Origin of the sequence: Rhodococcus jostii RHA1 (assembly GCF_000014565.1) — a bacterium.
In the GTDB taxonomy this organism is placed as follows: Bacteria; Actinomycetota; Actinomycetes; order Mycobacteriales; family Mycobacteriaceae; genus Rhodococcus_F; species Rhodococcus_F jostii_A.
The window spans coordinates 772,386-797,951 of sequence record NC_008269.1 but is presented as its reverse complement, the minus strand read 5'-3'; the positions used below and the strand labels follow the sequence as shown (position 1 = coordinate 797,951).

The following is a 25,566-nucleotide window of genomic DNA, read 5'->3' as shown; positions in this document are numbered from 1 at the left end:
CACCGCGCGTCGCGACACCGTTCCGGTGAAGGATGCGGGCAAATGTGGCTAGCAGCACCCTGTGCACCGGAAGGGCGATCCTCCGGTGGTTCGAATACAAGCAAAGCAATCCACCTTCTCCAGCTCGCGTCACCTTTCTTCATGTCCGACATACAATTTCGCGCTAGCCACCATGAAATCGGCAGGCTAGACGTGGTCCGGACGCACTGATACACTCGGTCGGGAACGTGGTCAGACCTCTTACCCTAAGGAGCAAATCTTGTCCGCCGGTCGCTCGCTAGTTCCTCTGTTCGTGAAACTTCAGAGGACAGAAAAGGACGCCCTGACGTCCTTTCAGGTCGACCGGTTCCCTGCCATGACCGTGCTTGACGTCCTGCTGACAATCCAGCGGGAGCTCGATGCTTCTATCGGATTCCGCTTTTCCTGTCGAGTCGCAATGTGTGGCACCTGCACGCTCCGGGTCGACGGCCGATCAGTGCTCGCCTGTCAGTCCATCGTGCCGGAGGCCAAGAAGAGCATCGAGATCGCGCCGATGGCCGGGTTCCCGGTCGTCCGTGATCTCATCGTGGACACCGAGCCCTTTTGGGAGCAGTGGAAGCGCGTCACCCCCTATATGGCCCCCAAGCAGGGTCTCGACGAGCCAGCCAGGGTGCACCCGGACTCCGAAGAACGGAAGGCGATCGACCCGGCGCTCGACTGCATCCAGTGCGGTGCGTGTTACTCCAGTTGCGGAGTTGCCGGCCTCGGCAAGACGTTTCTAGGGCCTGCAGCTCTGAACCGCGCCATGGTCCTGATCACCGACTCACGCGATGCACTCGGCCAAGAGCGCTTGGACGTTGTCTCCAGCGAGGGCGGGGTCGACCGCTGCCACCTCATGTACGGCTGCACCAACGTGTGCCCGAAGGGACTCGACCCGGCCCGCGCCATTCGTCGCCTTCGGACAGGAAGAGTGGAAGACAAATGAGAACACCCGCGTACGAGGAGGTCTTCACCGACGTCGCCATCATCGGGAGCGGAGGTGCGGGGCTGATGGCCGTCCTGCATGTGCACGACGCCGACCCGGATCTCGACATCACCGTCATCAGCAAGGGTGCGGTCGGGAGGTCCGGGTGTACTCGCATGGTGCAGGGCGGCTACAACGCCGTACTGAGCCCGCTCGACTCCATCGAGAACCATTTTGTGGACACGCTCGACGGCGGCAAGTATCTCAACGACCAGGATCTCGCCTGGACCCTCGTCAACGACGCACCCAAGGTGATCCGAGAACTCGAGACCCGCGTCGGTTGCTTCTTCGACCGTGCTGCCGACGGCAGCATCAAGCAGAAGGCCTTCGCAGGTCAGTCATTCGACCGCACCGTTCACCGAGGCGACCTGACCGGCATCGAGATCATGGCCCGCCTGCGTGACCAGATGTTCCGCGTCAAGCCACGTGAACTCGAGGACGTGAGGGCACTGGACCTGCTCCTCGCCGCCGACGGCTCCGCCGCCGGCGTGACGTGCCTGGACGTGAGGCGGGGCCGGTTCATCGTCGTGCGCGCGCGGGTCGTCATCGTGGCAACGGGCGGCGCGGCCACCATGTACCGCATCGCCGCACCCGCTCGCGAGAAGACCGGCGACGGCGTGGCCATGTGCATGCGAGCGGGGCTTGAGCTACGCGACATGGAGATGATGCAGTTCCATCCCACGGGTCTGCTCGCCGGTCAGGCACGAATGACGGGTGCAGTACTGGAAGAGGGCCTGCGCGGCGCCGGTGCCCATTTGTACAACGCCTTGGGCGAGCGCTACATGTCCAAGTACGACCCCGAGCGCATGGAGCGGTCCACGCGCGACGTCGTCTCCCGCTCGAGCTACATGGAGATCATGGCGGGCCGCGGGACGGCCACCAACGGCGTGCTGATCGACATCTCGCACCTGGGTGCCGCCGAGGTGGAGAGACGGTTCCCCGGGATGGTGGCGAGAACGCGGCAGATCGGCAGCGACCTGGCGACTGGGCCAGTCGAGGTCTCCCCCACTGCCCATTTCCACATGGGGGGAGTCGTTATCGACAGCGACTGCCGTACCTCCGTCCCGGGCCTACTGGTCGCAGGAGAGGACGCCGGCGGAGTGCATGGAGCGAATCGTCTGGGCGGCAACGGAGTTGCCGAGTCCACGGTCTTCGGATGCCGTGCAGGTGACACCGCCGCCGTCGTGGCGCGCGAGCGCAGACACGGCGACCTCGATCCCGCAGCCGTGGAGAGGTCGCTCATGCTGGCCGCCGCGCCCCTCGACCGGCCGGGTGGGATACTTCCCTTCGACCTGACCCGCCGCTTGAAGGACCTCATGTGGGAGCGCTGCGGCGTGGTCCGCGACAGGGAAGGACTTGAGGAAGCCGCCAAGGAGATCGACGCGCTGCACGAGGATGTGGCCGACGTCAGCGTTCCGGGGCCCGTGGCGTTCAACCCAGCATGGCAGGAGGCGCTCGACCTCCGGAACCAAGTCGTCGTCGCCCGTGCCATCGTCCAGAGCGCTCTACTGCGTGAGGAGACACGCGGCGCACACGCCCGAGCCGACTTTCCCGAGCGCCGCGACGACGAGTGGCTCAGGTACCTCGTTGTCCGCCAGGGCGAGGACGGCGACCTCACGATCCAGTCACGTCCGGTGGAACTCTCGCGCCGAGCCCCAGAACAAACATCACAGCCGGAGGCGAAGATCCGGTGACCCAAGCACAGTTCCTCTTCTTGCTCGCATTCAGCGTCGTGAACGTCGTCATCGCTGCCACTGTGGTCATCATGGTCCGTGAGGCGCGACGGATCGACGGCGGTGGCTACTGGAACAGAGAGATATTCAAGAGGCTCGGACGGTTGCCCACGGAGCGGAGTGAAGCGAACCGCATGGCCTTCTACACCCACAGAATCACGGGCATCGCCATCTTTGCGTTCCTGGTGCTACACATCGTCGACGTCTCCTTGTTCGCCGTGTCATCCAGCCTCTACGACGACGTGCACGAGCTGTACGGCAGCCCGGTGATGCGGGTCTTCGAGTGCGGTCTCCTGTTCGCGCTCCTCTTCCACGCGCTCAACGGCCTCAGGCTCGTCGCCATCGACGTCTGGGACGTAGGGGCCAAGGTCGCGACACGGTTGCTCACCGGCGTTGTCGCGACCACCCTCGTGGTCGCCCTGGCAGGCAGCATCGTGATCTTGAAGCCAGTGATCGCATGACCAAGCGCACCGCAACCATCGACATCCCCCGCATCAGCCGGGGCACCCGCCGCGGGCAGTACCTCGCAATCCGCGTCACCGGCGTGTTACTCGCCGTCCTCGCGCTCGGCCACTACGGGTTGACCCACATCGTCAACGACGTCGCGGAGACCGACTCCGCCTTCATCGCCGAGCGCTGGTCCTCCGCACTATGGATCGCTTGGGACGGACTGCTTCTCGGCACGGCACTGCTCCACGCGTTCGCAGGCATGGTCACCGTGATCAGGGACCACCGATCCGGTGCATCGGCTCGCCGGCGATGGATCGCCGGCACCGCCGGATTGACCGTCATCCTCCTCATCATCGGTGTCACCGTCCTTACTTACAGCGTGATCGGCAAGAGTTAGAGAGGCAGCGGAAATGCAACCGAGAACCATGGTGGAGTTGGCCCCCGAGTCGCTGTACCGCGACTTGACCGAGCTATCGGCCCACCTCTATAAGAAGGCCCTGACGGACCTGCCACCGGACGTGCGGTCCGCCGTGCACCGCGTCGCTGAGCAGGAGGTGGCCGGTGCCAGGCGACGGCTGGACGTCATGGTGAACTCCATCGACATTTCCGACCGGACCGGCATCATCGTCTGTCAGGACACCGGCATCTGCGTCTTCTTCGTGAGGCTCGGCACGGAGTTCCCGGTCAACGGCGCAAAGCTGATCAACGCCTTACGCAACGGCGTCGCGCTCGCGACAAAGCAGCACGACCTCAGGTCCAGCATCGTGCACCCGATCACCCGGGAGAACCGTCAGGACAACACGGGCGTCGGCATCCCCGACGTGCACGTGGAGTTCGTCGACGGAAGCGACGAACTCGAGATCCTGCTGGTACCCAAGGGATCCGGTTCGGAGAACATGTCCTACCTCAAGATGCTCTCACCCTCCGAGGGCATCACAGGGGTGAAGCGATTCGTGCTCGACAGCGTCATCGACGCTGGCCCGCGTCCGTGCCCTCCCACCGTAGTCGGCGTCGGTATCGGCGGCACAGCAGACCTGTGCGCGGCTCTCGCCAAGAAGGCGATCCTCCGGCCCGTTGGCGAGCCACACCCGGAGCCGGAAATTGCCGCGATCGAAAAGCAGCTGCTGGCGGCAATCAACGAGACGGGGATCGGGCCCCAGGGTCTGGGGGGGAACGTCACGTCGTTCGCGGTCCACGTCGAGTATTCCGCAACCCACATCTCCATGAATCCGGTCGCGGTGAACATCCAGTGTTGGCGCGGGGAGCGTGCCAGCGCCACCATCTCAACGGACGGAGCAGTCAGCTATGGCTACTGAGGAGCAGAGGACACTGCGACTGCGGGCACCGCTCACCGAGGTGGACGCGCGAGACCTGCGAGTCGGCGACGAGGTATGGCTAGACGGCACTGTCTGGGGCATTCGTGACGCCTCCCTTATCCGCCTGTTTGACCAAGGCGAACGCCCGGAAGGCACCGACTTCGAGGGTGCGCTGTTCATCCACACCGCGCCGAGCGTCCGCAAAGAAGGCGACCGATATCTTCCCGTCTCCGTGGGGACGACGACCTCGATGCGCATGGACAGGTTCACCCGCGGGTGCCTCGCAGACATCGGCGCTCGCGCCATCATCGGCAAGGGCGGGCTCAGCGACGAGTCGCTGAGCCACTTCCAGGAGTTCGGCGGCGTCTACCTCGCCATCACCGGTGGTGCCGCCAGCTGGGAGACGCTGCAAATCGAGGAGATCGAGGAGGTCCTCTGGGAGGACCTCATGCCGGAGTGTCTGTGGAAGTTCCGCGTCAAGGACTTCGGCCCGCTCTTCGTGACCATGGACTCCGTCGGCAACTCCGCCTACGAACAGGTGCGCGCCAGGGCCCAGCAGCGCCTCGCCAACGCCTACAAGCTTCTCGACTCATAGTAGGACTCCTGGCAGCCCGAGCGCGGTGGATTTTCCGCCGACCAGACCGACACGCGCTGGCCTCCTCGCTTGCACAGGCGTCGCGCTGGTTTTGGGCCACAAGGGATGGCGTACGCCGAAATCGCGGGCCTCGAATACCGTCTCGCTGCTGGCTGAGCACGGCGCGCACCGCACAGAATTGCCTGTCCGGCGCGGAGTTCTTCGGATTGTGAAGTCGCACAGCGGCCGGACGGAATGGCCCTCCCTAGGTGATGCCGCCACGAGACCGCATGTGCACGTGGCACGTTCAAGTTGAGGTGGGCGGTGTCATCGAGGGACGTACCGGCGGAGTGAGTGTTCGTGGCCCGTCCCCGCTCTCATGCGCGTCGGTAACAGTGGAGTTCGGGAGTACCCGGGTTAGGAAGCCGAACACGGACGACGATCCCGACCAAGGATGCAATCGGGAAGACGACATGCTTGACAGCGACTTCACCGCCGAAGTGCCCAATCTGGGCACGCACGGACGCACGGACGCGGCGAGAAGTTCGAGACCGATGAGGTTCTTGATCAGCGTACGGCTGCCCGAGGTCGATCCTGGTCGAGCGCACCCGCAGGGGACGAGAACGCTGCCTGTCTCGAGACCGTGCTCACCGCCGCCGACCTGGTCACATGGTCAAAGCTGATCTGCTTCGTCAGCGTCCCCGACCTCGCCAGCTGTGAGATCGCCACCTGCCTCTACCGGGTGCGGCACGGCCGCCTGCACCCACTCCTGGGATCCAACTCCACGTCGGGATCGATCGAAACCTGGCGATAGGCCACGCGATCGCCAAAAGGTTCCACCGACCGCGCGCCGCGTTCGGGTGACTACAGGCAAGGCAACCCCGCGACGACCAAGGACCTGGGAGACCCGCACACCCGACGCGACGGTGGGCCTCAGTCTGCCCGCCTGTTGCTGGTCACTGAATCTGCAGACGATGGCGTCACCGAAAATGCAGACGCAAATGTCGGCGTTCGTCGGCACGTTGACAGCGTCGTCGGCACGCTGACGGTGGCCATGTCGTTGTGAGTGTCGATGCTCGGCACGATGACGGACCGATACGGGCATGACAGAGCCCGGCGGGCCGGACGCGTCAGCCGCTGCGCGGCGGGGACAGCAGACGCCCCTGGGTGTAGATGCCGATCAGATCCCACGGCGGGTCGGTGAACCCGAAACCGCGACGATCTTCGACGGCGGCGGCGGACAGGATGCACAGGGTGTGCTGCAGCAGCAGGTTCCGGGCGTACCGGATGGCGGAGAACACCTCGCTGGCGATCTGAATCAGCCGCCGATTACCCTGGTGGCACATCCACTGCAGATGCTCATCGGTGGCGCGGCGCAGCCAGCGGCGCACCGTCGACTCAGGGCGGTCCATCCGCTCGGCGATACGCCGGAGTCCTATGCCTTTTACTTTGTGGGCCAACGCATTTCCGATGACTTCGGTGGTGCGGCGCGAGGGGCCTGCAGGGCAGTGGGCAACAGGATATGGGTGGCGCCGCAGTCGCGGCAGCGGACCGGCTGCGGGCGCACGGTCACGGTGGCCGTGCCCAGCGAGCGGACGGTGCGCACCCGCCCGTCCCCGGGCCACCCGACCCTGGCAGGACGGGCACCGCATGGCGCCGGCGTCGAGGTAGGTGTCGGCCTCCTCGAGCCGGCGAACGACGATCACAGTCGATAGCTCCGCTCATGGTTGGTTCAGCCTTGACTACCACACCGGATCGCACCAGGGGTCAGTTCGTGTTTGAGCCAGCATGTTTCGCGTCTCGCCGTCGTTGCGGATGCCGACGATGGTGCGGCCGTCTGTGCGCGATCCCGAATCGCCCAATCGGGTAGCTCCGACCCGGGGGATCGCGGTGGTCGGCACGTTGATGGTGCAGACGATCGTCCGTCGGTCCGATGCCCGTCGGCATCAGCGGTGACGGTAGGAGGCTGGGTGGTCGTCATACCGAGAGACGCTCAACACCCGCCACCGCAGACGCACAGCCAGCGCCCTCACCAGCAGAGCTTCAACCGACGGGACTCACCCGCCTGGACCAGGAAGGTGAGTTCCTGCCTACCCCGGTCCAGAGCTGCTGTTGGGTCCGTTTCGGCGGCCTGCCTCAGCGCCGCCTCATCCCCGACCAGGAAAGTGGTTGAGGCCTCGTGTGAGTGAGCCGAGCCGTCTAAGAGCCGGTAGGCCCCTTGGTCGGCCAGGCCTCAAGCTCGATCGTGCCCATCAGGACTTCGGATGGTTGGGCCAATAGGTCTCCGAAGTGATGGAAGACCCACTCTCGGCTCTGTTCGAGTGCGGCGAGTCCCTGGTCGCCTGTCTGGAACCGCAAGATGCCGATCAGCTCATCGGTCTCTGACACCATGAGCTCGAACCCGCGGAAGCCCTCGGCATCGCGGATCATCGGGATCCAGTGCTCTTTGACGAGGGCCATCGCCTTCTCGGTGGTTCCCGGTAGTAACCGGTACCGTGTCACGCGGACGTGCATGCCGACTCCTTCGACTTCGGACTGGTCTGGGCCTGGGCTTGCCGGACAGCATCGATCAACAGGGGAACAAGCAATTCACATCGCTGCACCGCTCCGATGTCCGCGTGGTCGAAAATCATCGAGTCCTCGTCGCTGTCGACGGCCAAAACATAGTTGGCACGGCCGAAGCCCACCACGTGTTCGAAGGCTCCGCGTGACCCCAAAGCGACGAAGAGGCGTGGGCTCACTGCCCGCCCCGTGAGGCCGATCTGGGTCTGCCGGGGAAGGATGCCCTCGTCAGCCACTTTGCGTGTGCAGCCCAGGGCAGCGCCGAGTGCATCGGCCAGTTCGCGCGCCTGGTCGAGCGCGGCGGGTGAGGTGGCTCCCATGCCGACGCCGACGACGACGGCCGCACCGTCCAGGTCGTGTCCTTGCAGGTCGGGGAGCCGGACTGTTTCGAGGATCTCCACGGTCGCGGAGGGAAGGTCAGGCACCTCGATCGCCTCGACGCCGACTCGACGGGATCGATTCGGGGTCGGAAGCGGCAGAATGCCCGGTCGGACCGAGGCCATCTGCGGGAAGGTCGAGGAGAGGATGTGTGCCACCAAGGCATCGCCAAAGGCTGGCTTGTGCTGGACCAGGAAACCCTCCGGATCCATCTCCAGGTCCACGCAGTCAGCTGTCAGCCCCAGGCCGCGTCTGGCCGCGAGCCTCGGCGCCAAGTCTCGTCCCTGAACCGTCGACGGAAACAGCATGACCCGTGGTTCGACCGTGGTCAGCACCGTTTCGAGAGCGCTGCAGAACCGCTCGGAGGAGTATTGCGCGAACGCGGGGTGATCGGCTATGACGACTCGGTCAGCCCCGTAGTAGCCAAGTTCTGAAGCGTATTCCCCCGCATTCGCGCCGACAGCGACCGCGATCACCTCGGCCTCCAGTGCGTGGGCCAGCTCCACTGCCTTGCCCAGCAGCTCCAGTGAGACTCTGCGGATGCCGCCCGGTGCGATTTCTGCGTAGACGCAGACGCTGGCCTCCCGTTCCCTCACGTCATCGGGCAGCACCTGCTCTCGAGTGCTGAGCGCGTCATCGACGAGCACGTCGTTTACCGTGAGCCAGTCGACGATCGCCGATACCTGCTCAGCGGGATCGTCCTCCTCCAGGATGGTTCCGACCCGCTTGACCTCGGTCGCCATGACTCGGGCCACTCTCGTGGGTGAGCCCGCACTGCCGAGGACCGAGAGGTCCTCGGTCAGATCCTGCGCCCGCACGACGTTCACACTTCGCTCTGCTACCGCTTCGCGTTGGGATCGGCTGGGGAACCGCTCGTGGGCCACGTCTTCGGACACGGTGAGCACGGCCGGCAGCTGCACCTGTACGACCTCGTGCCCGTCCTCGGTGTTCCGTGTCGCGCGCAGCGTCGATGAGTTCTCGACCAGATCGAATCCACTGACGTTGGTTATCTGCGGCAGGCAGAGCAGCTCCGCCAGCTGCGGACCGATGTTGCCCGTCTCGGCGTCGGTGCTGCTCCTGCCGCACATCACCAGGTCGTGCGGCGCTCGCCCGACCGCCAAGGCGAGCGCCCGGGCCGTGGCGAGCGTGTCCGCCCCGGCGAACGCGGGGTCGGACAGATGGATCGCCTCGTCCGCCCCGAGCGCGAGACAGTATCGCAGTGCCTCCTCGGCGGCGGGTGGTCCCATGGTGATCGCCACGACCGAACCGCCGGTACGCTCCCTCAGCTCCAGTGCCGCGAGCAGAGCTCGTGCATCGAAGGAGTTGACCTCAGAGGGGACGCCATCGCGCCGCATGGTGCCCGTCTCCTGGTCGAACTCGAGCATGGCTGCCACCGGAACCTGCTTGACGCACACCAGGATGCGCAGGGGTTTGCTGTGTTCGTTCATGTCCATCGTGAGCTCACCTTCTCGGGCAGGTCGGCGTAGATGGCTCCGTCCTCCAGGTCCACCGGGAACACCTCCTGAGGCTCGACGTTGTCCGGGTGGCCTTCGACCGGTCCGCGCACGATGGAGCCGTCACGGACGTCGAACTTGGCAAGGTGGGACGGGCACGTGACGACGCATTTGCGGACTCGGCCCTTGTGCAGGGGTATGCCGGCATGTGAGCAGCGGTTGTCTATCGCATGCACGGCGCCATCGATGCGCGTGATGAGAATGTCGTACTGGTCGAAACGCACCCGCATCTTGCCGTCGGCTGCGTCCAGGTCTGCGATGTCCGCGATCTTCGTACGCATGTGCGTCCTCACTCCGGAAGGTTGCGGCCCGCGAAGTACTGGGAGAACGGGACCTCGGGGATGTCGGGCTGCTCAGCGCTGGTGTCGGGAGCCCCGCCCTGTTCCTCGAAGTAGGACTTGAACCCCAGTCCTGCCTTGTGGAGTCCCGCACTGGCATGGTCGAAGTGCATGATCGCGGTCCGTTGAAGCTTGATGTCACCACCGCACTTGATGAAAATGCGCTGTCCATTCTCGTGGTGAAGGCGTTCGTCCGCCGCGATCTGGCCGTCAAAAATGTCCCACAGCTCCTCGTCCTTCTCCTTGATGAGCTCCATGAAGTGGGGGTGGATGTACAGCTCGTCCCAGCCCTCGACCGCGAACTGCAGGCCGGTGGACTTCGCGACCAGCCTCTGCACGGGGTCGTTGTAGTAGCGGTTCCCGTTCAGGTGAATCTGGGAGAGCAGGCTCGTCCAATCGGCAATCGGGGGAACATAACCCGGCTCGTAGTCGCCGCCCATCTTGCGCAGGTGCGCCCGGATCAGCTTGAAGTGCACGAACTCGTCATAAGACTGCTTTGCCAGGTCGCCACGCAAATCCTGCCACGGGCAGAAGTCGAGGACCTCGGCGCAGACGTAAGCCGCAAAGAGCTCTGCGTGACACTGGATCTTGAGTCGCTCACGCGCCATTTCCTGGGACTGTTCATTGGCCTCCTGGAAGCCCACGTAGTGCGTACGTTCAGCCTCCGGCTTGCTGTCCCAGAAGTTCTGCCGACGTTCCCACATCAGCTCGAGGAACTCATCGCCTGCCAACGGGTCCTCGCACTCACCGCTGGCGATCGCGTCGAGGACATTCAACTCCGACATTGGGGTACCTCCTTGGGTCGATGAAACTGAGCGCTTGGCGAGCAACGTAACAAGCATCTCCGATATACGTCAAGCACTTTGCATATATCGGTTACGTTGCCATCATCGAGACCTATCCAAGGATGAAAATCCGCTATATGCATTTCTCTTGACCTATATCGGTGATCAATCTAGCGTCGTGCTCATAGGGCAGAAGGAGGCAGCAATGGGTTATCGGCAAGGCGGAACAAGCAACCGAGGCCGCACGCTTGCGCGCGAGCGCTACGCACGGGCAAGCACCGCGGCACGGCGGCACCTGCTCGAGATATTCCTTGAGGAAGTGCTGGGCCTCTCAGGCCCGCAGGCGAATCTGGAGGCAAAGATCCTGCAGGACGCGCCGTCGGAACAGGTGGAGCAACTGATTCGCGCGCGAGTGGGAATCGACCCAGTGCATCCGGCAGCCTGCTGACCAGGGCCGCTGGCAGACTGCCCACCTAGCTCGCGACTCGCGACTGTCACGACTCTCTTCCACGAAGAGATGCCTCCTTGGATACATCACCGGACGCCGGACACCGCACGAGGACAACCGAACGCACCCAGGGCAACACGACGCACTGCATCATGAACTGAGGAACCTGTGATCTCACCAGTGAGAGAAGATCTAGCGGGCAGCACATTCGCGGGGTCTCCGCAGGCCCCGCCTGCCGATTTCGTCAGCGGTCTGGAAGGCGTGGTCGCGTTCACCAGCGACATCGCCGAACCCGACAAGGACGGCGGCGCCCTGCGCTACCGCGGCGTCGACATCGAAGAACTCGTCTCCAAGCACGTCACCCTCGGCAACGTGTGGGCCCTGCTCGTCGACGGGCGCTTCGGCCCCGGACTGCCCCCGGCCGAACCGTTCCCCCTGCCCGTGCACACCGGCGACGTCCGCGTCGACGTCCAGGCCGGCCTCGCCATGCTCGCCCCCATCTGGGGATACCAGCCCCTCCTCGACATCGACGACGACACCGCCCGCGAACAACTCGCCCGCGCCTCCGTCATGGCCCTGTCCTACGTCGCCCAGTCCGCCCGCGGCATCTACCAGCCCGCCGTCCCCCAGAAACGGATCGACGAAGCGAAAACCGTCACCGAACGGTTCATGGTCCGCTGGAAGGGCGACCCCGACCCCGCCCACGTCGCCGCCATCGACGCCTACTGGGTCTCCGCCGCCGAACACGGCATGAACGCCTCCACCTTCACCGCCCGCGTCATCGCCTCCACCGGCGCCGACGTCGCCGCGTCCCTGTCCGGGGCGATCGGCGCCATGTCCGGCCCCCTGCACGGCGGCGCCCCCGCCCGCGTCCTGCCGATGATCGAGGACACCGAGAAGTCCGGCGACGCCCGCGCCCTGGTCAAGGGCATCCTCGACCGCAAGGAAAAGCTGATGGGCTTCGGGCACCGCGTCTACCGCGCCGAAGACCCCCGCGCCCGGGTGCTGCGCGCCACCGCCAAACGCCTGAACGCCCCCCGCTACGAGGCGGCCGCCGCCCTCGAACAGGCCGCCCTCGCCGAACTGCGTGAGCGCCGCCCCGACCGGGCCATCGAAACCAACGTCGAATTCTGGGCCGCGGTCATCCTCGACTTCGCCGAGGTCCCCGCGCACATGATGCCCGCGATGTTCACCTGCGGCCGCACCGCCGGCTGGTGCGCCCACATCCTCGAGCAGAAGCGTCTCGGCAAGCTCGTCCGGCCCGCCGCCATCTACACCGGACCCGCACCCCGCACCCCCGAATCCGTCGAGGGCTGGGACTCCATGAACGCTCCCACTTACAAAGCGCCACTGCGGACGAGGGAGTCCTTGCCGCCGGAGAACGCGACGTAATCGTCATGGGCGGCGCGGTGCGCCTCGATCCGCGAGAATCGACCTCACGGAGTGAGCGCTCCCGCCGCGTACGGTGTTCCGGCGGAGACGATCCAGTGCGTGTGCGATGCGGTCGCCGCCACGGGAAAACTCGCTGTGCGATGTGACGAGCTCTATCCGTCGTTCGAGTCGACAACCGCACTGCCCGTACCGCCGCCCGGTTCATCTATCGGATCGTCACGAAACGCATTCCGATCTCGGGCTGAGGTCACCTGGGGAGCGTCCGCTCAGCCCTCCCGCAGCACTGCGCGCAGACGGGTGACGAACGCGGCGGGGTCGTGGCGAAGCCGATGTGGTCGCCCGAGTGGCGGCGAGCGCCCGCGACATACGGTCACACAGTTGGCCACCCGACTCCTCGCCGATACCGACCACGACGCGGGTCGACGCCGAACGCAGGGCCGTGACGTCGGGGCACCAGCGGGTGGTCGGTCGCAGCATGTGCGCGTGCTGGAAGTAGTCGCCCGCTTCGGTCCGCGCATCCCTTTCGCCCGCGAACATCTGTTGGAACACCTCCTCCGGCGACCACCGACGTGGCCGCGGCCATGGTGGATGGTGGATTGCATGAGGTGCTGATCACCGACCCCGCCCGACGAGCCCACCAACTCCCGCAAATCGTCTTCCAGTAGCCGCACCACAACACATCCGGCCTTGAGCAGATCCCGGCTCTTTCGCTGATCGACGAGCACTTTCGCGTCCACGGAATGCCAGAGGGCCGTCGTACTCGATCACGACCGTGAGCGCCTCGTGGTCGACGCTGATGTCCGTCGTCCAGGACTCGCGGGTGGTGTACGCGGCGTCGGTCATGGTGATCCCGGAGCGGGCGTTGCCGAACACCTCGACGGCGGGCGCATGGTGCTCGAGTTCGACACGCGATTTGCCGGCTGCACCGCTCAAAAGCGATCATCAACGCGTCCATGGCAAACTCAGGTTCCATCCTCCGGAGTCTCTTTTGCGCGTGCGGTTCCATATGAGCACCGATAGCGATGCCTACACAATGCTATTCACTGCTCGACGGCGAGGATGACGCCAAGTGAGAGAAAGGTCAGCCCACTGGCCCACTCGAGCCAACGTGACACCCGAACGCGGTCGGTTCGGGCGCGGCGGGTGACGGACTTCGTGAGTCGGATGGATCCGAGCACCACTGCCCACCAGACAGCAGCGACCGCGATGGTCACTACCGCTAACAGGGCTGCTAGACCTGTAACCGTCGTGGTGCCTACGAATTGCGGAATCAGGCCGAGGAAGAAGAGCAACGCTTTAGGGTTGAGAACGTTGGTTGAGTATCCTTGCCTGAGTGCGGCACACCAGGCGGTGCCGGCATCGACCCCTGAACGCTCAGCCACATCCCTTTGCCCCGCGGCCGGTGTCGCAATCGCGGCCCACACGGCGCGGATCCCGAGCCACACCAGGTACGCAGCACCCATCATTCGCAGCACTGACAGCGCGCCGGGATGCGCCGCGATCAATGCTGCGAGTCCTACCGCGACGGCCAGTGTATGGGTGAACAATCCGAGTATGACTCCTGTGGCGGCGGCGATGCCTCTCGAAGCCTCGTTCACCGCGTGACGCACGATGACGGCGAAGTCCGGACCCGGGGTGCACAGCACGATCAGCAGGAGGCTCAGGAATGCCAGCCACCGGTCCACGCTCATTTTGATCGACCTGGAAGATTCATGAGCGAAATCTTCCACACCAAATCGGTAGCACTCAATGATCACCGGATAGGATTCGGTGGATGAAGCGGCAGGCGCATCTGGATTCGGTGGACTGGGCAATTTTGGCGCACTTGCAGGACAACGCGTCGATCACGAACAAGGATTTGGCCGAGGCAGTGGGGCTCGCGACGTCGTCGTGTCATGAACGCGTGAAACGCCTTCGGGCGGCCGGTGTTATAGGGCGTGTCACGGCCGTTGTCGATCCCGAAGCTGTCGGACGGCCGCTGCAGGCCTTCATTGCAGTGCAATTGCGCCCTCACCGGCGTGACCTTGTGGAGGCGTTCACAGCCGCAGTTCAGGCTCTTCCCGAGACACTCGCGCTTTACAACGTGTCGGGCCCAGAAGACTTCTTCGTGCATGTCGCTGTGACTGACAGCGAGCACCTACATCGCCTGATCATCGACCACCTGGCGACACGCCCCGAGGTCGGTCACGCCCAAACACACCTTATCTACGGCCGCCCGATAGGTGCTTCGGTTCGGCCATGTCCCTGACCGACAATCAACCGCTATCGCGGCATCCGAATCTCCCGCTTCGGAATCTCGGCTATTGCATTAGCCATTGCGCTGCATACCTTCCCAGGGTTTGGGGGACACTATCGGAGAACAATAGAGTGGACGATGGCCGAGCGGGCAGGAAGTGAACCCGAACCGGCTGCAACAGTTGCTGTTACCTATGACACCGGATCCGCATTGGCTTCGTCTAGCCGCCGCCCCGATGCCTCAACAACGGTAGCCCGTCTCCGGGTCTAAGTGGCGGCCTACGCTTTGAGCTCTGATCGGCCACAAAGGGTTCTGTGAGTCCGCAACAGTGAGCACGATGAGACGTTCTTGAGCTTCTTGGTACGCGGCTTCGGAAGATGCCGGGTTGGCCAAGGCAAGTGGGTTGATGCCGTCGTGGGTGACAGGCACTCCGAACGGGAGTGGGCCGTTCGTTCGGAGTCGCATGAGGGCCGGCGCCCAGTAGCGGTCGAATGAGAGACGAGCCGGACCGGTGCATAACCATTGCGGCTAATTTGAACCGATCGATTTGAGCGCCGCACGCTGCCCCGGACTGTCCCACGGCCCCGTCGGTGCTGAACGACGGGTTGGTAGGCACATCCCATTCCTCCAGTGGGACCAAATCAGTCAGCTCCTCGGCCCTGATGCGAGCCGACGACCCGGTCGTCGCTCGTCGCGTTCCACGTCACCGGACCTGTTGGGCGGACGGGCTGATGACCCAGAGCCCGTACGCGCACGGGGCTCGGCGGCGAGCCGAAGCTGACGTAACGGCGGTTAGATCCGCTTCGCCGCCGCCTCGAGCGACGCACGGCAATCCCTGACCAGGCGCTGCACCACCTCGGCGGCGGGCCGCTCCGGTGCGAGCTGATAGGCCTGCCCGGCCCAGAGATTCACCGCTTCGCTGTCTCCGCTCTCACGCGCGGCCTTACGCAGCGGCGACGTCGCGTGGTGGATCTCGGGATAGGCCGCGGGTGCGGTGGCGGTGTGCTCGTCGAGGAATCGGTTGCGGATGCCACGCGCCCACCGTCCGGTGAACGCACGAGTGAGCGCGGTCGGCCGCGCCCCGGTAAGTGCGTCTCGCACCATCGCCGAGGTACCCGCCTCCGGGCAGCGCAGGAAGACCGTTCCGAGCTGCGCCGCGGCCGCCCCAGACGCCAACGCCGCGGCCAGCCCAGCACCGGTGGTGATTCCGCCGGCCGCCACAAGAGGGACCGAGAAGACGCTGCCGCGCAACAACTGCATCAACGCGATCAGGCCGATCGGGTCGGCGAGATCGTCGCCCGGACCTGAGAGGAAGCTCGCACGATGACCGCCAGCTTCGGCTCCTTGCGCGATCAACACGTCCGCACGCGCAGTCACGGCGACCTGCGCCTCCATTGTCGACGTTACGGTGACCCACACCTCTGACCCGACGCCATGCAGTCGCTCGATCTCAGCTGGCGACGGGCAGCCGAACGTGAAGGACACCACCGCAACGGGATCGGCGGAAAGTAGGTCGAGCTTGGCGGACCAGTCGTCGTCGTCGAAACGCGGTTCGCCGACGTCGGCTCCGGTCGCGGCGAGATCGTCGAGGTACGGCGCGATCTGCTCGACCGGTGTCGGCGTCCCCGGCGCGAACAGGTTCACACCGAACCGCGCTGAAGTGAGCTGCCGCGTATCCGAAATCCGTTGCGCCAGTGTGTCGGCGCTCAGATACCCGCCGGCGAGGATGCCGAACCCGCCCGCCTCGGCGACGGCCGCGGTGAGTTCCGGCGTGGACGGCCCGCCGGCCATCGGGGCAAGAACGATGGGCGCAGAGATGTCGTCGAGGATCACGCGGACTCCGTTTCTTCGAGTACTAACCCAACGGCGCCGAGAATTAACACGGTCCGCATGTCACCAGTATTCCCCGGCCGTCGGGGCGGTCGCGGGCGAATCTAGATCCCGGCCCGGCGGCGATGCCGCCGCGCGGTACCAGGGCGGGGTCATTGCTGGCAAGGCCTACTTTCAGCGCCGACTGCCGCTTCAAACACGCCGACCAACGCATCGTCGCCGAGCAGGCGGCGACCGCCGATCTCGCCGCCCTCGACAGTCGAGATTCCACAAGGTCCTCAAAGCCGAAGCCACTGGACCCCTTCGGGCCGAACTCGCCTCCGAGCTCGCGCGCCGCGTCGACGCCGACCTGATGACCGCCCCGGACGTCGCGGTCCTGATCTACGCCGCCGACCCCAGCTGGCTTCCCATCCAACTCCGCGTCCTGGACACCCTCGCCGACACCCATCCGCAGATGGGGCCCAGTGTGGCGTCGGTGTGGCGCCAAGCCCACCCCGACCAACCGCCCACCGACCTCGAGATCCGGCGCAACGGCGCCGACCACAACCCACTGTTCGCCGCCCGCGCCACCCACCTGAACATTCGCGGGCCGTGGGCCACCGCGGCCGCGAAGAAACCGGCCGAACAGGCCGCCCTCGGGGCGGCAGTGCGCGCGCAGCTGACCGGCACCGACCACCCCGACACGGAATCGGACTGGCCCACTACCGAGCCATCCCCGCACCCCACGACTCCCCCACCGGCACCGCAGGATTCCGACGCCACCTCCTCCGCGGACCACACCGGCCGACCGCCCCAGCTGCCCTGAACCTGGACGGCGCAAAGCACTCCAAGGCACTCTCCAACCCCACCGCCTGGCTGATCGGCCTCGCCCACAACAACCACCACGCCCCACCCGTATGGAACTTCTGCACCGACGGTCCCGCGCACGCACCCCGGTACACCGCCACCGTGCACCTCGCCGGCCACACCGACACCGCCACCGCAACCCTCGAAGACATCAGCGAAGACCGCATCCGCGGCCGCGCTCATCGAGGCACTCCTCGCGCACCAGTAACCACGCCGGCCCGCGCCGGTCCTTTTGTTGACCGCGGCACACACCAATCGAGGCAGCCGGCACCGGACTGAACCGCTCCCGGTTAGCCTCAGGCTCGGTTCTCGTCTATAGGCCGTCACTATTGTTGACGTTCCCCGTTCCGTCGGCGTGCCGTAGGCGCTTCGGGCGGCACACCCGATTCAACCGGAGCCTCGACTTCACCGACATCTTCGGTCCGAGTGTCATACGAATGACGCAAGGGTTAACCGGTGTCGCATTGGGCCGATCAGCAGGTCAGGTGCGCGCCGCCGGCTCTTGGCCGCGGACATTCAGTGACCCTGGATCTGTTGCGGATCGTGGCGTATCCGTCCGGTCTCGCGGCACACCTGACCCTGACTGCCACCGCCCCCCGGCCGAACGGGCCCGGCGTGAAACCCGGCCGCTCACCGACCCGGCGGACCCGTCGGCGCACTGGTCGTATCTGGATGTGTGGGCCGGGACGGACGACCTCGCGGTCGCAGACCCGTACTTCCACCGCCCCGATCGGCAGGACTGGGATGCAGGGACATGCCGGTACCGGACCCAGCCGATGTACTGGCTCACATTCTCGCCACCGGTACGGATGGTGGCACTGACCGGCCGAATGGCCACAGATCAGCCTTCCCGCGAGTGACCACTGTTGCGCTCTCCCCCAACACCCGCCGCGGTGACGTCCGGATGACGCCGGGTCAGTTCCGTCCGACGTCCCGAAGTTTCGGATAGCGGGCGGTGAGCCGGGCGACCAGGTGGTGCGCCTCGGAAAGTTGCTCCTGCAGGGCGCTCTCCTCCGGCCGTACCCGCGGTGAGGACGTCGATCTCGGTGTTGAGCAGGTGTAGGAAGACCTGCGCCTGGTCGATGTCGGGGTCGTGCTCGATCGGTGTCATCCGGTGACCTCCAGCTGGGCGCGACAGGATTCATGCCGCGGGACTCGAACGAGACTGCGGCGCTGCGGTCCAGCGACACATCGTCCATCCCGCCGGTCGACACGTCAACCCGCCGATCAGGCGCTCGGCGGCGATGGCGACCGCAGTCCACCGGGTCGACCCGTGAAAACAGTGCTCCACGTGGAGCGGTGCGGGAGGACAATTCTTGGCATGGACGTCACCGAACGGCAGCATCTCGACGCAGTGCGCGCACAGCTGGTCCGGCGGTACCAGTTCCTCGATCCGCACCTGGTCGGCGAGATGGTCGACACCGCTTATCACCAGTTCGACGGATGCCGGATCCGGGACTTCGTCCCCCTGCTGGTCGAACGAGCCGCCATCAGGTCTCTCGACGCGGCCCTGGCGGCTGGGGCGACAACCTCCGCCACCGTGCCCGCGGCGGCCCGGGTCGAGCACCACCTGCTCTAGTTTGCTTCCGGCCTCCGATCACGAGGACCGACGTCGTACCCGACGTCGGCCTCCGGCTGCCGAGTCGATCTGCTGACCGTGCACAACCGCGGCCGCTGACCCAACCGAACGGGTCTACGCGCTTGGCTTGGCGAGCAGAGTCATGCGACAAACCTGCTGCCAGACATGCTTTCCCAAACCACTCAGGTATCGGCGAATCTTCTCGGACATACCCGCCCAAACTCGGCAGCCCTCTTCGAGGGCGCGATTATGAGGCTCTGACGGCCGTCTTGTAGTTCGGCTACAACGGCGGCAGTGAAGTCGCTGGTGGTCGCGGTGCCGCCGAGATCGGGTGTACAGGTCCCAGCCGCGATCACAGCTGTCAGCGCGTCGACAACTGCTTCGGCAGCCTGACGGTGACCCAGGTGTTCGAGCATCATCGAACCCGCCCATATCGCACCGGTGGGATTGGCGATTCCCCTTCCGACCAGATCGGGGGCCGACCCGTGCACTGGTTCGAACATCGAGGGGTACCGACGTTCTGGGTTCAAATTCGCGCTGGGGGAGACACCGACCGATCCGACGACTGCTGCCGCGATGCCACTGAGGATGTCGCCAAAAAGATTCGAGGCGACGATGACATCGAATTGCTCGGGATCCGTCAGGATCGACGCCGCCAAGGCATCTATATGTGCGCTGTTCAATTGCAGCTCAGGATGCTGCGCGGCGACTTCCTGGACGATCTCGTCCCAGAAGGTCATCGTATGGATGAGCCCATCAGATTTCGTGGCCGAGGTAACTCTTCCCCGCCGTTGGCTCGCAAGCCGGCATGCATAGTGCGTTAGACGGCCGATTCCGTGCCGGGTGAAAATCGCCTGCTGGTACGCCGATTCGTGGTCAGTTCCGCGGTAGCTGCGACCTCCGACCTCGGAGTACTCCCCTTCCACGTTCTCCCGGACGACGACGAAGTCGATATCGGCGCCGCTGCTCCACGGTGAACGGGCTCCGGGCAACGATCGGATCGGGCGAAGGTTGACGTACTGATCGAACTGTCGTCGGATCGGGATGAGCATCCCCCATAGGGTCTCGCTGTCGCTGATATCGGGGTCCCCGACGGCGCCGAGCAGCACCGCGTCTGTTCTGGCAATCTGATCGAGGGCGTCGATGGGCATCATTCGGCGATACCTCTTGTAGAAGCCGCTTCCCCAGTTCTTCTCGTCCCAGAAGAGCCCGAATCCGTACTGGGCAGAGACTGCGTCCAGGACGGTGATGGCCGCCGGCACTACCTCTCGTCCAATGCCGTCACCGGGGATGACGGTGATGCAGTGGGTGACATCCGCTTGGGGGGTTTTGCGTGCCATCTGGTGGACACTCCAATTGACTATCGGCAGAGTCGTTGTTTCGGTGGCGAATTCACGATTTCGGGGCAGCATCGGCCAGGCCGGGCACTACGCAGTACTGGTCCCTGTTGCGTTCGCGGGTCGTCAGCTTCACTGCCCCCTCGTCGACCCGGCCTCGAGTGAGTTCGGGTCGACGAGGGAGCACGTGTTCGCTTGGTCAGGTTCGCTTGTGTTCGGCGTCCCGGTTCTATCCGGCCTTTGCCGCGCGTGCGGCGGCGGCGAACCCTTCCATGGTCGGGAATTCGAGATCGTAGGTGTACTCGTCGGAAGGCTCGGGGGTGGCGCCCCAGCCCGGACGGTCGTGGCGACGGTTGATCCATACCGAGGGCAGTCCGTGGCGCTTGGCGGGCACGTGGTCGTGGAAGAGGCTCTGAGCCACGTGCAGAAGACGCTCGCGGGGAACTCCCAGTTCCTCGAGTGCGTCGTCGAGGGCCTCGAAGTGGTTCGGTGCAGGCTTGTAAGCCTTGACGTCCTGGGCGGTGATGATCTTGTCGAACTCGACTCCCAGACGGGCGTTGCTGCCGGCGAAGCCCTCGCGGTGGACGTTGGACAGGATGATCAGCTTGTAGTCCTTCGCCAGGGAAGCGAGCGCCTCGGTGGAGTCGGGGAAGGCCGGCCAGTCGGGGACCGATGCGCCGAGCTTGGCCGCCCATTCGTCGGTCACTTCCTTGCCCAGCTTCTCGCCGGTGCGGCGGAAGGCGTCGGCGAGGATCGCCGAGTAGAGCGCATCGGGCGTGTCGCGTTCGGCCTGGGCCTCGTTCTCGGCGTAGGCGAGGAGCAGTTCCTCGTCGGTCAGCACCAGTCCGACTTCCTTCGCCCACGGAGCGAGGACGGCGGCGATGCCGGCTTCCCAGTCGATCAGGGTGCCGTAGCAGTCGAAGCTCAGGGCGTCGTAGTCGGCCAGATTCATGGCAGTTCTCCTTGGGATGGGTGTCGCAGTGTTCGAGGTCAAGGGGCGGGCCGTTGGCCCGCGCCGCGGAGGAATGGACTGATCGGAATAGCGCCGTTGATATTCCGATCGGCCCACGCCGTTGACCGACGCGCCGAGTCCGTGCGGGCCGGCCGTCGCTGAGGGCGGGGTGGGCCCGTCGATCTGCGTCGATGGTGCGCCTACCGGGATCCCAACAACTTTGTCGGTATTACTGTTATACAGTACAACAGAGCATGCGGTGTTGACCAGAGTTTTCCCCGATTCGCCGGAGGTTCTCATTCCGACCGAATTCAACCGGCCGGTGCCTCGGGCGCGAGGACGCCCATCGCGGGCGCCACACCGTCACCAACGTCGGTGGTCAGTACAGCTAGATGTCGTAAAGCTCGAGTTCGGCCCAGGTGTGTTCCATGTCCGCGATCGCGTCCTGAACCTTTTGGCCGCCCTGCTGTTCGAGCGAGGTCAATACAGCGTTGACTGCGCAAACGCCGGCCGTCATGGACGGGAACCAGCTACCGCCTTCCGAGGACACCACGATGACGTGATCGGCGACCTCGGTCAGCGGCGTGGACACACTGTCGGTGATTACGCAGACCGTCGCACCGCGCCGCGCGGCCGAGCGCGCCGCCTTGAGGATCTCGGCGTGCAGCCGCCAGAAACTGATCGCCACAAAGCAGCTTTCGGGCGTCATCGAGCTCATGACGTTGGCCAGATGGGTGCCGCCGCGAATTTCCATCGCGATCGGGTATCCCATCACCGCACCGAGGTGAGCGAGCGGGGCGGCGACCGCCGCGTAGCTACCGGTGGTCACCACCGCGGTCCGACTGGCCTGGGAGATAGCGGTTGCGAAGTGTTCGATGACATCGAGATCGAGGCTGCGGGCGAACAGTCCCACGTTCGCGACATCCTGCCGGACGGCGGAAGACGCCGGATGCACCCCCCGTTCGGCGTGCTCGGCGGAGACCTCGGTGGCCGACAACGACGCGAGATATCTCGATCGCACCTCGGCGCGCAGCGCGAGCCAGCCCTCGAAGCCGAGCGCTTGCGCCGCTCGAACCACGGTCGCGGTGTTGACCCGCGCCGTCTCGGCAACGGCGGATGCCGATGCATACGAGGCCATCCGGGGCTGCTTTGCGATCAGATCCAGGACCTCGCCGATCTTCGGCGTTGTCTGAGTCCCCTCGCGCAGGACCGCCAGCCATTCTCTGACCTCACTCATGCCCCTACCCTCCCACCGACCACCGCCGTCGGGCGACTTCGCCCACACGACCGCGACACACCGGGTCATCGTTCCGCGTCCGGAGCTCGGCGTGGTCCGTTCCCGCAAGCCCTATGCAATGAGTATTGCATTGATCTACTCTGTGAACTACACATTGCAGAGAGGTTTTTGTGGTCTCGGCAACATCCGAGTCCCGAATCACCTCCCCCACTAACTTTTCGCACCGAAGACGCCTTCGGTCAGCGACTTTCACGCAGAGGAAACTGCCATGTCAGACCTGCTTGCCCGGATGGAACGTGTTCCATTCTCGCGTCCGCATCATCGCCTTCTCGCGATGGGCGGTCTAGGACTCGCATTCGACGGACTCGACGTCGCGATCCTGGCGTTCGTCCTCCCCGCCATCAAGGAGCAATGGCACCTGACCGGATTCCAGGCCGGCCTGATCGGCAGCTCGACCCTGATCGGTTACCTGTTCGGCGCGGTATCGGCCGGCATGCTCGGCGACCGCTTCGGACGACGGAAAGTCATGATGTGGGCGCTCGGGATCTACGGCCTCGCCACTCTGCTCGCCGCCTTCTCCCCGACCTGGCAATTCTTCTTCATCGCCCGGCTGATCGCGGGCATCGGCACCGGCGCGGAATCGTCGATCATCCCCGCCTTCCTCTCCGAATTCGCCCCGGGCCGACTCCGCGGCCGATTTGTCGGTGCCCTCGCCGGCTTCTTCTCCTTCGGCTACGTCGCGGCAGCGTTGCTCGGACGGTTCATCATCCCGATGAGCGAGGACGGCTGGCGCATCGCGCACCTGCTCTGCGCCGTTCCGCTGGTGATGCTGCTGTGGTGGCGGCGCTCGGTCCCCGAGTCCCCGCGGTACCTGCTGTCGGTGGGCAAGGTGGACGAGGCACGACTGGTCGTCGAGGACATCGAACGCCGGGCGGTCAAGCATCTGGGCCGCGAACTCCCGCCGGTCGCGCCGTCCATCGTCGCCGCGACGTCAACCAATGCGCCAGTGGCGCAACGCCTGACCGCCCTGCAAGGACTGAAGGCGCTGTGGCGCCCCGGACTCGCGCACCGCACCTCGACGCTGTGGATGCTCTGGCTGGTCATCACGTTCGCGTTCTACGGGTTCTTCACCTTCATCCCGACCCTGCTGGTCGCCGGCGGCCTGACGATCACCAAGAGTTTCAGCTACTCGATCGTGATCTACCTGGCCCAGATCCCCGGCTACTACTCCGCCGCGTACCTCAACGACAAACTCGACCGTAAGTGGACGATCGCGATCTATCTGACCGGCGGCGCGATGGCCGCCTACATGATGTCCCAGTCCGGTGTCTCGGCGCAGGTCATGCTGTGGGGCGCGTTGCTCTCGTTCTTCATGAACGGCGTCTACTCGTCGATCTACGCCTACACCCCGGAGGTGTATCCGACCGAGATCCGGGCCAGCGGGATGGGCGTGGCCTCCGGGTTCGGCCGTATCGGCGGCATCAGCGCCCCGCTGATCATCGGGGCGACCTACCCGATGATCGGATTCACCGGCGTCTTCCTGATGACCGCGGGAGCGCTGCTGTTCGGCGGCCTGGCCATCACCATCTTCGGCACCTCCACCAAGGGACGCACCCTCGAGGACATCTCCGGATCGGTCCACCTGACCTCCAAGGTCTCGTTATCCGACGACGAGAAGGTCGACCGCGACCCCGCCCTCACCGCAGAACGGTAACTGCCGCAACATATTCGAAAGCGAGACTCATCCCATGACTACCACCACGGACACCAACCGCACCTGGCTGTTCACCAACGCGTCCGTGCTCGACCCGGACGTGGGAACCCTCCACCCGGACCGCCGGGTCCTCGTCACCGACGGTGTCATCACCGAGGTCGGCGGTAGCGAGGTCAGCTACCGCGGGGCCGAGACGATCGACCTGCACGGCCGCACCCTCATGCCCGGCCTGATCGATGCGCATGTGCACGTCACCGCGGCCACCGCGGACCTGTCCGCCCTCCCCCGGATGGCGCCCTCGTACACCACCCTGCACGCCGCCGCCGAGCTGAACCGGATGCTGCGCCGCGGATTCACCTCCGTCCGCGACTGCGGCGGCGCCGACCACGGTCTCGCCGCCGGGATCCGGGCCGGGCTGATCCAAGGGCCGCGGCTGCACTACGCCGGCAAGGCGCTCTCGCAGACCGGCGGTCACGGCGATGTCCGCCACCCGGGCGACGACACCCCGGGCAGCCATTACTGCTGCCCCGATTTCGGGCGGGTCTGCGACGGGATCTCCGAATGCCGCCGCGCCGCCCGCGACGAGCTGCGCAAGGGCGCCACCCACCTGAAGATCATGCTCAGCGGCGGTGCGACGTCACCGACCGACCGGATCGACAGCACCCAGTTCTCGGTCGAGGAGATCCGTGCGATCGTCGAGGAGGCGCGGGCGGCGAACCGGTACGCCGCCGGTCATGCGTACACCCCGGAGGCTATTGCCCGCGGTGTCACCAACGGCGTTCGCTCGATCGAGCACGGCAACTTCATCGACGACGCGACCGCTGCCCTGTTCCGTGAGCACGACGCGTTCATCGTTCCGACGTTGGTCACCTATCACGCCCTGTCGAAGGAGGGCGCGGCTGCCGGGCTGTCGGATGCACTGCAGGCGAAGGTGTCCGAGGTACTGGAGGCGAGCTTCCGAGGCCTTGAGACCGCTCACCGCAACGGCATCAACATCGCCTTCGGCTCCGATCTACTCGGCTCCCTGCAGGATCGCCAACTCGACGAATTCACCCTCCGCACTCAGGTGCAGGAACCGGTGGACGTGATCCGCTCTGCCACGGTGGTGGGCGCGCGTCTGCTCCAGGCGGACGGGCGGCTGGGCATCGTGGCACCGGGCGCCCATGCCGATCTCCTGGTAGTCGACGGAAATCCCTTGGAGGACATCACCGCTCTCACCGACTCCGTTCACATGGTGATGGCCGGCGGGTCGATGATCCTGCGTTCCCTCTGACCCACCGGATAGCAGCGACCGAGCGGGACGCCGGTATACAGGGGCATCGTGTACCGGCGTTCCGCTCCG

23 protein-coding genes and 3 pseudogenes are annotated in these 25,566 nt (G+C 65.3%); 14 read left to right on the top strand and 12 right to left on the bottom strand.

Translation table 11 applies throughout. From position 1 onward, the window contains the following. Positions 1 to 259 precede the first annotated feature (259 nt). The 6 genes from RHA1_RS39400 to RHA1_RS39375 are packed head-to-tail and all read left to right on the top strand — an operon-like array spanning position 260 to position 5,097. Positions 260 to 964, top strand: a complete 705-nt coding sequence (locus RHA1_RS39400) for a succinate dehydrogenase/fumarate reductase iron-sulfur subunit (RefSeq protein ID WP_011599553.1) — start codon at positions 260 to 262, stop codon at positions 962 to 964. Continuing rightward, positions 961 to 2,697 carry an FAD-binding protein gene (locus RHA1_RS39395; RefSeq protein ID WP_011599552.1) on the top strand — a complete coding sequence of 579 codons (1,737 nt, stop codon included), beginning with the start codon at positions 961 to 963 and terminating at the stop codon, positions 2,695 to 2,697. Before RHA1_RS39400 ends, RHA1_RS39395 begins: the two co-directional genes overlap by 4 nt. A gap of 38 nt (positions 2,698 to 2,735) precedes the next feature. Next, positions 2,736 to 3,197: a succinate dehydrogenase, cytochrome b556 subunit gene (gene sdhC, locus RHA1_RS47620; protein WP_148228483.1), complete on the top strand. Its 462-nt coding sequence runs from the start codon at positions 2,736 to 2,738 to the stop codon at positions 3,195 to 3,197. Then, positions 3,194 to 3,583, top strand: a complete 390-nt coding sequence (locus RHA1_RS39385) for a succinate dehydrogenase/fumarate reductase transmembrane subunit (protein WP_011599550.1) — start codon at positions 3,194 to 3,196, stop codon at positions 3,581 to 3,583. The genes sdhC and RHA1_RS39385 overlap by 4 nt, the downstream gene beginning before the upstream one ends. 13 nt (positions 3,584 to 3,596) lie before the next feature. Further along, entirely contained in the window at positions 3,597 to 4,502 is a 906-nt protein-coding gene (locus RHA1_RS39380; protein WP_011599549.1) for a fumarate hydratase, read from the top strand. Then, positions 4,492 to 5,097, top strand: a complete 606-nt coding sequence (locus RHA1_RS39375) for a FumA C-terminus/TtdB family hydratase beta subunit (RefSeq protein WP_011599548.1) — start codon at positions 4,492 to 4,494, stop codon at positions 5,095 to 5,097. The genes RHA1_RS39380 and RHA1_RS39375 overlap by 11 nt, the downstream gene beginning before the upstream one ends. Before the next feature lie 1,109 nt (positions 5,098 to 6,206). Here the strand turns inward: RHA1_RS39375 and RHA1_RS53360 are convergent. The 5 genes from RHA1_RS53360 to RHA1_RS39340 form a co-directional block, all read right to left on the bottom strand. Continuing rightward, entirely contained in the window at positions 6,207 to 6,488 is a 282-nt protein-coding gene (locus RHA1_RS53360; RefSeq protein ID WP_337505322.1) for a hypothetical protein, read from the bottom strand. A gap of 787 nt (positions 6,489 to 7,275) precedes the next feature. Next, complete coding sequence (locus tag RHA1_RS39355) at positions 7,276 to 7,590, bottom strand: hypothetical protein (RefSeq protein ID WP_011599542.1); 315 nt, start codon at positions 7,588 to 7,590, stop codon at positions 7,276 to 7,278. Next, the gene (locus RHA1_RS39350; protein WP_011599541.1) at positions 7,575 to 9,470 is read right to left on the bottom strand and encodes an FAD-binding protein; all 1,896 of its coding nucleotides are present in this window, start codon (positions 9,468 to 9,470) and stop codon (positions 7,575 to 7,577) included. Before RHA1_RS39350 ends, RHA1_RS39355 begins: the two co-directional genes overlap by 16 nt. After that, complete coding sequence (locus tag RHA1_RS39345; RefSeq protein WP_011599540.1) at positions 9,461 to 9,811, bottom strand: Rieske (2Fe-2S) protein; 351 nt, start codon at positions 9,809 to 9,811, stop codon at positions 9,461 to 9,463. Before RHA1_RS39345 ends, RHA1_RS39350 begins: the two co-directional genes overlap by 10 nt. Positions 9,812 to 9,819: 8 nt before the next feature. Next, positions 9,820 to 10,653 carry a hypothetical protein gene (locus tag RHA1_RS39340; RefSeq protein WP_011599539.1) on the bottom strand — a complete coding sequence of 278 codons (834 nt, stop codon included), beginning with the start codon at positions 10,651 to 10,653 and terminating at the stop codon, positions 9,820 to 9,822. Between the two features lie 205 nt (positions 10,654 to 10,858). Between RHA1_RS39340 and RHA1_RS49955 the strand changes: the two genes are divergently transcribed. The 3 genes and pseudogenes from RHA1_RS49955 to RHA1_RS47585 form a co-directional block, all read left to right on the top strand. Further along, positions 10,859 to 11,101 carry a hypothetical protein gene (locus RHA1_RS49955; protein ID WP_148228482.1) on the top strand — a complete coding sequence of 81 codons (243 nt, stop codon included), beginning with the start codon at positions 10,859 to 10,861 and terminating at the stop codon, positions 11,099 to 11,101. 180 nt (positions 11,102 to 11,281) lie between these two features. Then, a complete protein-coding gene (locus RHA1_RS39330; RefSeq protein WP_237727072.1) occupies positions 11,282 to 12,493 on the top strand; it encodes a citrate synthase 2 in 1,212 nt (403 codons plus the stop codon). A gap of 48 nt (positions 12,494 to 12,541) precedes the next feature. Then, positions 12,542 to 12,738: pseudogene (locus RHA1_RS47585) on the top strand (formimidoylglutamase); the annotation flags it as partial. Between the two features lie 21 nt (positions 12,739 to 12,759). On the opposite strand, the pseudogene RHA1_RS53355 reads toward RHA1_RS47585, so the two are convergent. From RHA1_RS53355 to RHA1_RS39325, 3 genes and pseudogenes are all read right to left on the bottom strand, one after another. Further along, positions 12,760 to 13,051, bottom strand: a pseudogene (locus RHA1_RS53355) (alpha/beta fold hydrolase); the annotation flags it as partial. A 54-nt stretch (positions 13,052 to 13,105) separates the two neighbouring features. Further along, a complete protein-coding gene (locus RHA1_RS47575) occupies positions 13,106 to 13,426 on the bottom strand; it encodes a hypothetical protein (protein WP_011599535.1) in 321 nt (106 codons plus the stop codon). Positions 13,427 to 13,533: 107 nt separating this feature from the next. After that, entirely contained in the window at positions 13,534 to 14,223 is a 690-nt protein-coding gene (locus tag RHA1_RS39325) for a LysE family translocator (RefSeq protein ID WP_148228481.1), read from the bottom strand. Between the two features lie 44 nt (positions 14,224 to 14,267). Here RHA1_RS39325 and RHA1_RS39320 point away from each other — a divergent pair, with 44 nt between their 5' ends. Beyond that, a complete protein-coding gene (locus RHA1_RS39320; RefSeq protein WP_011599533.1) occupies positions 14,268 to 14,741 on the top strand; it encodes an Lrp/AsnC family transcriptional regulator in 474 nt (157 codons plus the stop codon). 780 nt (positions 14,742 to 15,521) lie between these two features. Here the strand turns inward: RHA1_RS39320 and RHA1_RS39315 are convergent. Continuing rightward, complete coding sequence (locus tag RHA1_RS39315) at positions 15,522 to 16,562, bottom strand: NAD(P)H-dependent flavin oxidoreductase (protein ID WP_011599532.1); 1,041 nt, start codon at positions 16,560 to 16,562, stop codon at positions 15,522 to 15,524. A 182-nt stretch (positions 16,563 to 16,744) separates the two neighbouring features. On the opposite strand from RHA1_RS39315, the pseudogene RHA1_RS53795 reads away from it, so the two are divergent. Further along, positions 16,745 to 17,613, top strand: a pseudogene (locus tag RHA1_RS53795) (double-stranded RNA binding motif domain-containing protein); the annotation flags it as partial. 1,113 nt (positions 17,614 to 18,726) lie between these two features. Further along, positions 18,727 to 18,984: a three-helix bundle dimerization domain-containing protein gene (locus tag RHA1_RS39305; RefSeq protein ID WP_011599529.1), complete on the top strand. Its 258-nt coding sequence runs from the start codon at positions 18,727 to 18,729 to the stop codon at positions 18,982 to 18,984. A 182-nt stretch (positions 18,985 to 19,166) separates the two neighbouring features. On the opposite strand, the gene RHA1_RS39300 is transcribed toward RHA1_RS39305, so the two are convergent. The 3 genes from RHA1_RS39300 to RHA1_RS39290 form a co-directional block, all read right to left on the bottom strand. Next, positions 19,167 to 20,324: an isocitrate/isopropylmalate dehydrogenase family protein gene (locus tag RHA1_RS39300; protein WP_148228480.1), complete on the bottom strand. Its 1,158-nt coding sequence runs from the start codon at positions 20,322 to 20,324 to the stop codon at positions 19,167 to 19,169. Positions 20,325 to 20,550: 226 nt separating this feature from the next. Next, on the bottom strand, positions 20,551 to 21,273 hold the full coding sequence (locus tag RHA1_RS39295) for a haloacid dehalogenase type II (protein ID WP_011599527.1): 723 nt from the start codon (positions 21,271 to 21,273) through the stop codon (positions 20,551 to 20,553). A gap of 388 nt (positions 21,274 to 21,661) precedes the next feature. Next, positions 21,662 to 22,510 (bottom strand): MurR/RpiR family transcriptional regulator, encoded by an 849-nt coding sequence (locus RHA1_RS39290; protein ID WP_011599526.1) that lies wholly within the window; start codon positions 22,508 to 22,510, stop codon positions 21,662 to 21,664. 268 nt (positions 22,511 to 22,778) lie between these two features. On the opposite strand from RHA1_RS39290, the gene RHA1_RS39285 reads away from it, so the two are divergent. Continuing rightward, the gene (locus tag RHA1_RS39285; protein WP_011599525.1) at positions 22,779 to 24,224 is read left to right on the top strand and encodes an MFS transporter; all 1,446 of its coding nucleotides are present in this window, start codon (positions 22,779 to 22,781) and stop codon (positions 24,222 to 24,224) included. Between the two features lie 34 nt (positions 24,225 to 24,258). Beyond that, the gene (locus RHA1_RS39280) at positions 24,259 to 25,497 is read left to right on the top strand and encodes a metal-dependent hydrolase family protein (RefSeq protein ID WP_011599524.1); all 1,239 of its coding nucleotides are present in this window, start codon (positions 24,259 to 24,261) and stop codon (positions 25,495 to 25,497) included. The last annotated feature ends 69 nt before the right edge of the window (positions 25,498 to 25,566 follow it).

What these genes read in the sequence shown, in the direction of transcription:
- RHA1_RS39395 (WP_011599552.1), top strand. Translation starts at nt 961, where the DNA reads ATGAGAACACCCGCGTACGAGGAGGTCTTCACCGACGTCGCCATCATC.
- RHA1_RS39385 (WP_011599550.1), top strand. Translation starts at nt 3,194, where the DNA reads ATGACCAAGCGCACCGCAACCATCGACATCCCCCGCATCAGCCGGGGC.
- RHA1_RS39380 (WP_011599549.1), top strand. Translation starts at nt 3,597, where the DNA reads ATGCAACCGAGAACCATGGTGGAGTTGGCCCCCGAGTCGCTGTACCGC.
- RHA1_RS39375 (WP_011599548.1), top strand. Translation starts at nt 4,492, where the DNA reads ATGGCTACTGAGGAGCAGAGGACACTGCGACTGCGGGCACCGCTCACC.
- RHA1_RS53360 (WP_337505322.1), bottom strand. Translation starts at nt 6,488, where the DNA reads ATGGACCGCCCTGAGTCGACGGTGCGCCGCTGGCTGCGCCGCGCCACC.
- RHA1_RS39355 (WP_011599542.1), bottom strand. Translation starts at nt 7,590, where the DNA reads ATGCACGTCCGCGTGACACGGTACCGGTTACTACCGGGAACCACCGAG.
- RHA1_RS39350 (WP_011599541.1), bottom strand. Translation starts at nt 9,470, where the DNA reads ATGGACATGAACGAACACAGCAAACCCCTGCGCATCCTGGTGTGCGTC.
- RHA1_RS39345 (WP_011599540.1), bottom strand. Translation starts at nt 9,811, where the DNA reads ATGCGTACGAAGATCGCGGACATCGCAGACCTGGACGCAGCCGACGGC.
- RHA1_RS39340 (WP_011599539.1), bottom strand. Translation starts at nt 10,653, where the DNA reads ATGTCGGAGTTGAATGTCCTCGACGCGATCGCCAGCGGTGAGTGCGAG.
- RHA1_RS49955 (WP_148228482.1), top strand. Translation starts at nt 10,859, where the DNA reads ATGGGTTATCGGCAAGGCGGAACAAGCAACCGAGGCCGCACGCTTGCG.
- RHA1_RS39320 (WP_011599533.1), top strand. Translation starts at nt 14,268, where the DNA reads ATGAAGCGGCAGGCGCATCTGGATTCGGTGGACTGGGCAATTTTGGCG.
- RHA1_RS39305 (WP_011599529.1), top strand. Translation starts at nt 18,727, where the DNA reads ATGGACGTCACCGAACGGCAGCATCTCGACGCAGTGCGCGCACAGCTG.
- RHA1_RS39300 (WP_148228480.1), bottom strand. Translation starts at nt 20,324, where the DNA reads ATGGCACGCAAAACCCCCCAAGCGGATGTCACCCACTGCATCACCGTC.
- RHA1_RS39295 (WP_011599527.1), bottom strand. Translation starts at nt 21,273, where the DNA reads ATGAATCTGGCCGACTACGACGCCCTGAGCTTCGACTGCTACGGCACC.
- RHA1_RS39290 (WP_011599526.1), bottom strand. Translation starts at nt 22,510, where the DNA reads ATGAGTGAGGTCAGAGAATGGCTGGCGGTCCTGCGCGAGGGGACTCAG.
- RHA1_RS39285 (WP_011599525.1), top strand. Translation starts at nt 22,779, where the DNA reads ATGTCAGACCTGCTTGCCCGGATGGAACGTGTTCCATTCTCGCGTCCG.
- RHA1_RS39280 (WP_011599524.1), top strand. Translation starts at nt 24,259, where the DNA reads ATGACTACCACCACGGACACCAACCGCACCTGGCTGTTCACCAACGCG.